The organism is Rhodococcus sp. EPR-147 (genome assembly GCF_001647185.1).
Classification (GTDB): domain Bacteria; phylum Actinomycetota; class Actinomycetes; order Mycobacteriales; family Mycobacteriaceae; genus Rhodococcoides.
Genome location: NZ_LVCU01000522.1, coordinates 1 through 4416, shown reverse-complemented (window position 1 = coordinate 4416; position 4416 = coordinate 1). Strand labels below are relative to the sequence as shown.

3 protein-coding genes are annotated in these 4416 nt (G+C 66.5%); 2 read left to right on the top strand and 1 reads right to left on the bottom strand.

The genetic code is table 11. The features are described 5' to 3' along the window. Positions 1 to 444, bottom strand: a 444-nt coding sequence (locus tag A2J02_RS22700) for an amino acid kinase family protein (RefSeq protein ID WP_442971501.1), incomplete at its 3' end; no start/stop codon positions are given. A 149-nt stretch (positions 445 to 593) separates the two neighbouring features. Between A2J02_RS22700 and A2J02_RS22695 the strand changes: the two genes are divergently transcribed. Both A2J02_RS22695 and leuA read left to right on the top strand, forming a co-directional pair. Beyond that, the gene (locus tag A2J02_RS22695) at positions 594 to 2270 is read left to right on the top strand and encodes an FUSC family protein (protein WP_156516345.1); all 1677 of its coding nucleotides are present in this window, start codon (positions 594 to 596) and stop codon (positions 2268 to 2270) included. A 151-nt stretch (positions 2271 to 2421) separates the two neighbouring features. Continuing rightward, positions 2422 to 4233, top strand: coding sequence for a 2-isopropylmalate synthase (leuA, locus tag A2J02_RS22690; RefSeq protein WP_068053950.1), 1812 nt, complete (start codon positions 2422 to 2424; stop codon positions 4231 to 4233). Positions 4234 to 4416: the final 183 nt, after the last annotated feature.

Genomic DNA, 4416 nt, shown 5'->3' with positions numbered 1-4416 from the left:
CGTCGTGACGTCCTTGCTGTCCTGGCTGACGCCCTGGAATCCGGCGACGAGCACGATCGAACCCTCGTCGAGGGCGCTGCGCACGCGGCCGGGGGTGACGTCGATGATCTTGGCGTTGCCGTGCACGCTGGTGGTGACGACGCCTGCCTGGGAGCCGGTGAACGACCGGGCCTCGGCACCGAGCGAGTGGATGGCCATCGCGACCAGCGCGTTGGAGATGCGTTCACCCGAGGTGAGCAGCATGTCCATCTCGCGGGCCGGCGGGGCCGGGCACACCTGCTGGGCCAGGTCGAGTAGTTCGTCGGTGGTGTCGCCCATGGCCGACACGACCACGACGACGTCGTTGCCTGCCTTCTTGGTCTCGACGATTCGTTCAGCGACGCGTCGGATACGTTCGGCGGTTCCCACCGACGATCCACCGTACTTCTGGACGATGAGAGCCACGCCTGTTTACCTCCGCTGGATAGCCGACAATCGGGCGATTGTTCCGGGGTAACCCTACCGAGCGAATGCCCCGAGCAGTGGCCCGGGTAGCTCCGAGCTGGGACTTTAGGGCGGTTCGCCTGCGGATACACCTGACCTAACATGTTCGGGTGACCCTTCCCGAGCACCGCCCACCCCCACCCCCACGAGGTCTGCGGGTGCTCTTCGGGCTCCCTGCCGTCGGCCGTCGCTGGCCGGGTGGACTGCGCTCGGCTCTGGCGTTCGGTATCCCCGCGATCGCGGCGTGGGTTCTCGGGTTCCACACCGAGGCCCTGCTGGTGGTCTCGGGCAGTTTCGCCGTCATCTACGGCGAGGGGCGTCCCTTTCGTTCGCGTTGGTGGGTCGTCCTGACCGCGGGCGGCGCACTGGTGGCGTCGGTGTGGCTCGGGGCGACGGCCGGGCAGGTGGCGCTCGATCTCGGGAGCACCGGATGGGCGCAGATGATCCCGGTGACCCTGCTCTCGCTCCTGGCTCTCGTGGCGGTCTACGTCATCGCTGCGCTGCGACTCGGACCGCCGGGTGCGTTCTTCTTCGTGCTGGTGTGCGCGGTGTCGTCGTACATCCCCGGGGCCGGCATCGGCGCCGTTCACGGAGCGGTCTGCGCGGCGATCGGCGTCGCGTCGGCGCTGCTGGTGTCGATGTCCGGGGTGCTGTGGGATCCGCGAGGACCCGAGCGCGAGGCCGTCGGAGCCGCGGTGGGCGCGATCGAGAAATACACGAGCTCGCCGACGCCGTCTGCCGCCGATCGTCACGTCGCGGCCGCGCGTCTGCACGCAGCCTGGGCCGCCGTGTACGACGCCGGTGCTGCACGGTTGTCGTCGAGGCCGGTGCTGGTGCAGAGGCTGTTCGACGCCCATCGGGCGTTCGCGGCCACTACCTCTCGAGGCATGGATGCCGACCAGGCAGTCGACTCGGTGCCGGATCAGCTGCCGCTGGCGAGGCCGAGCATCGCCTACCGGTTGCGGCGCTCGCTGCACCGGGATTCACACGCATCGTCCACGGCGATCAGGGTCTTCTGCGCGGCAGCGGCGGCAGGCGGGATCAGCGTCGCGCTGGATCTGAGCCGACCGGACTGGGCGATCCTCGGTGCCGTCCTGGTGCTGCAACAGGGTCCCGACCGGGTGCACGGCACCTATCGCGGCCTGCAGCGGCTCGGCGGAACCCTCGCGGGGGTGGCCCTGTTCTCCGCCATCTTCCTCTCGCCGCTGACCGGTCTGGCCGTCATCGTGGTGTTGATGGTGTTGCAGTTCGCGATCGAGGTGTCGGTGGCGCGCAACTACGGGTTGGCCGTCACGTTCATCACTCCGCTCGCCCTGCTGATGGGGACACTGACACATCCGGGAGCTGTGCTGGAGGACATCGTCGTGGACCGGATCGTGGAAACCACGGTGGGCGTCGCTCTGGCCTTCGCTGCGCTGTGGCTGCTGCTTCCCGGGGCGTTCAGGCGCGCATTGCAGTGGTCCGACGGCCGAGTCCTGACGCTCAGCGCCGATCTGCTGACGGTGTTGCGCACCGAGGACGTGGCCGGATCGAGCGCTCTCACCGCCCGGCGCGACGTCCAGTTCGAGCTGGTCGGGTCCGCGTTGGCCGGTGCCGAGGCCGCACACAACGATCGGCGGTGGGCTCATCGGGTGTGGTCGCAGCATGCCGAGGTCGATCGCCTCGGGTACGAACTCCTCGCGCACTGCTGGACGATCACCGCCGTCGGACGAATGAATGACATCGGGCACTGGCAACGCAGAGTCGATGCAGCAACTGCAGAATTCCACTCGTCAACCCTGGGGTAGGCGGTCGGCGCGCGGTAGTACACTCAGCCCATGCTGCGAGCTCTCCTTCTTAACAGCCGCGACGGGGTCTGAGACCAGACTGGCTTCCCGTCGCGGGGTTCGTTGCGCCGGTCGAACACATTGCTCTGATCTGTACGGAGAGACGAAGACCATGTCACCAGCCGACGCATTCACCTCGGGAACTCGCACCATCACCCCGCCCTCGCGGCCCGCACCAAGCGACCAGCCCGCCTGGAACACCCAGAAGAACTCCTCGATGCCGACCTACCGTTACCGGCCGTTCGCCGAGGAGGTCGAGCACGTCACCCTTCCCGACCGCACGTGGCCGGACAAGATCATCGACCGCACCCCGCAGTGGTGCGCCGTCGATCTGCGCGACGGCAACCAGGCGCTGATCGATCCGATGAGCCCGGCCCGCAAGCGCCGCATGTTCGACCTGCTGGTTCGCATGGGCTACAAGCAGATCGAGGTCGGCTTCCCGTCGGCCAGTCAGACCGACTTCGACTTCGTCCGCGAGATCATCGAGGACGGCGCGATCCCCGACGACGTCACCATCCAGGTGCTGACGCAGTGCCGTCCCGAGCTGATCGAGCGCACCTTCGTCGCGTGCGAGGGTGCCCGCAGCGTCATCGTGCACTTCTACAACTCGACGTCCATCCTGCAGCGCCGAGTGGTGTTCCGGGCCGAGCGTGACGTCATCAAGAAGATCGCCACCGACGGTGCCCGCAAGGTCCTCGAAGAAGCAGCCAAGTTCCCCGATACCGACTGGCGCTACGAGTACTCCCCCGAGTCCTACACCGGCACCGAACTGTCCTACGCCAAAGAGGTGTGCGACGCGGTCACCGCGATCATCGATCCCACTCCCGCCAAGCCGCTGATCCTGAATCTGCCTGCGACAGTCGAGATGGCGACACCCAACGTCTATGCCGACTCGATCGAGTGGATGAGCCGCAACCTCGATCGGCGCGACAGCATCGTACTGTCACTGCACCCGCACAACGACCGCGGAACCGGTGTTGCCGCAGCAGAACTCGGCTACCAGGCCGGTGCGGATCGCATCGAGGGCTGCCTGTTCGGCAACGGCGAGCGCACCGGCAACGTCTGCCTGGTCACGCTCGGGTTGAACCTGTTCACCCGCGGTGTCGATCCGCAGATCGACTTCTCCAACATCGACGAGGTCCGTCGAACCGTGGAGTACTGCAACCAACTTCCCGTCGCCGAGCGTCACCCCTACGGCGGCGACTTGGTCTACACCGCCTTCTCCGGCAGCCACCAGGACGCCATCAACAAGGGCCTGGACGCGATGAAAGTCACTGCGGACGAACAGGGTTCGGACATCGGAGACGTCACCTGGCAGGTCCCGTATCTGCCCGTCGACCCGAAGGACGTCGGTCGCACCTACGAGGCCGTCATTCGCGTCAACTCGCAGTCCGGCAAGGGCGGCGTCGCGTACATCATGAAGTCCGATCACGGCCTGAACCTGCCGCGTCGACTCCAGATCGAGTTCTCCCAGGCCGTCCAGCGCATCACCGACGGTGAGGGCGGCGAGGTCTCGCCCAAGGAGATGTGGGACGTCTTCGCCGAGGAGTACCTGACCCCGATCCGCCCCCTCGAGCGCATCAAGCAGTCGGTCATCGCGGCCGAGCACGACGGTGGCACCGACACGATCACCGCGACGGTCAAGGTCGACGGGGTGGAGCAGGAGATCTCCGGATCCGGCAACGGCCCCCTCGCCTCGTTCGTCGACGCACTGTCCACCATCGGATACGACGTCAGCGTCCTCGACTACTCCGAGCACGCCATGTCCGCCGGCGACGACGCCCAGGCCGCGGCCTACGTCGAGGCCTCGGTCACCTCACCCGCCGGTGTCGCCACCACCGTCTGGGGCGTCGGCATCGCGACCTCGATCACCACCGCATCACTGCGCGCTGTGGTCTCGGCCGTGAACCGTGCACTGAAGTAGATTCTCTGCTCGACGCGAAGCCGCCCATATCATCACGAATGGGCGGCTTTTCGCTGTTTATCGACGCTCAGCTGGTACGCCGCGTGCGACAATGAACCTGCCGTCGGGGCACTTTAGGGAATGGAAGTTCGCCATGGATTCTTTCTGGGATTTTCTCTGGCTTCTCATCGTCGGTTTCGCATT

Excerpts from the sequence above, each read along its gene's own strand:
- leuA (WP_068053950.1), top strand. The coding sequence starts at position 2,422 with ATGTCACCAGCCGACGCATTCACCTCGGGAACTCGCACCATCACCCCG.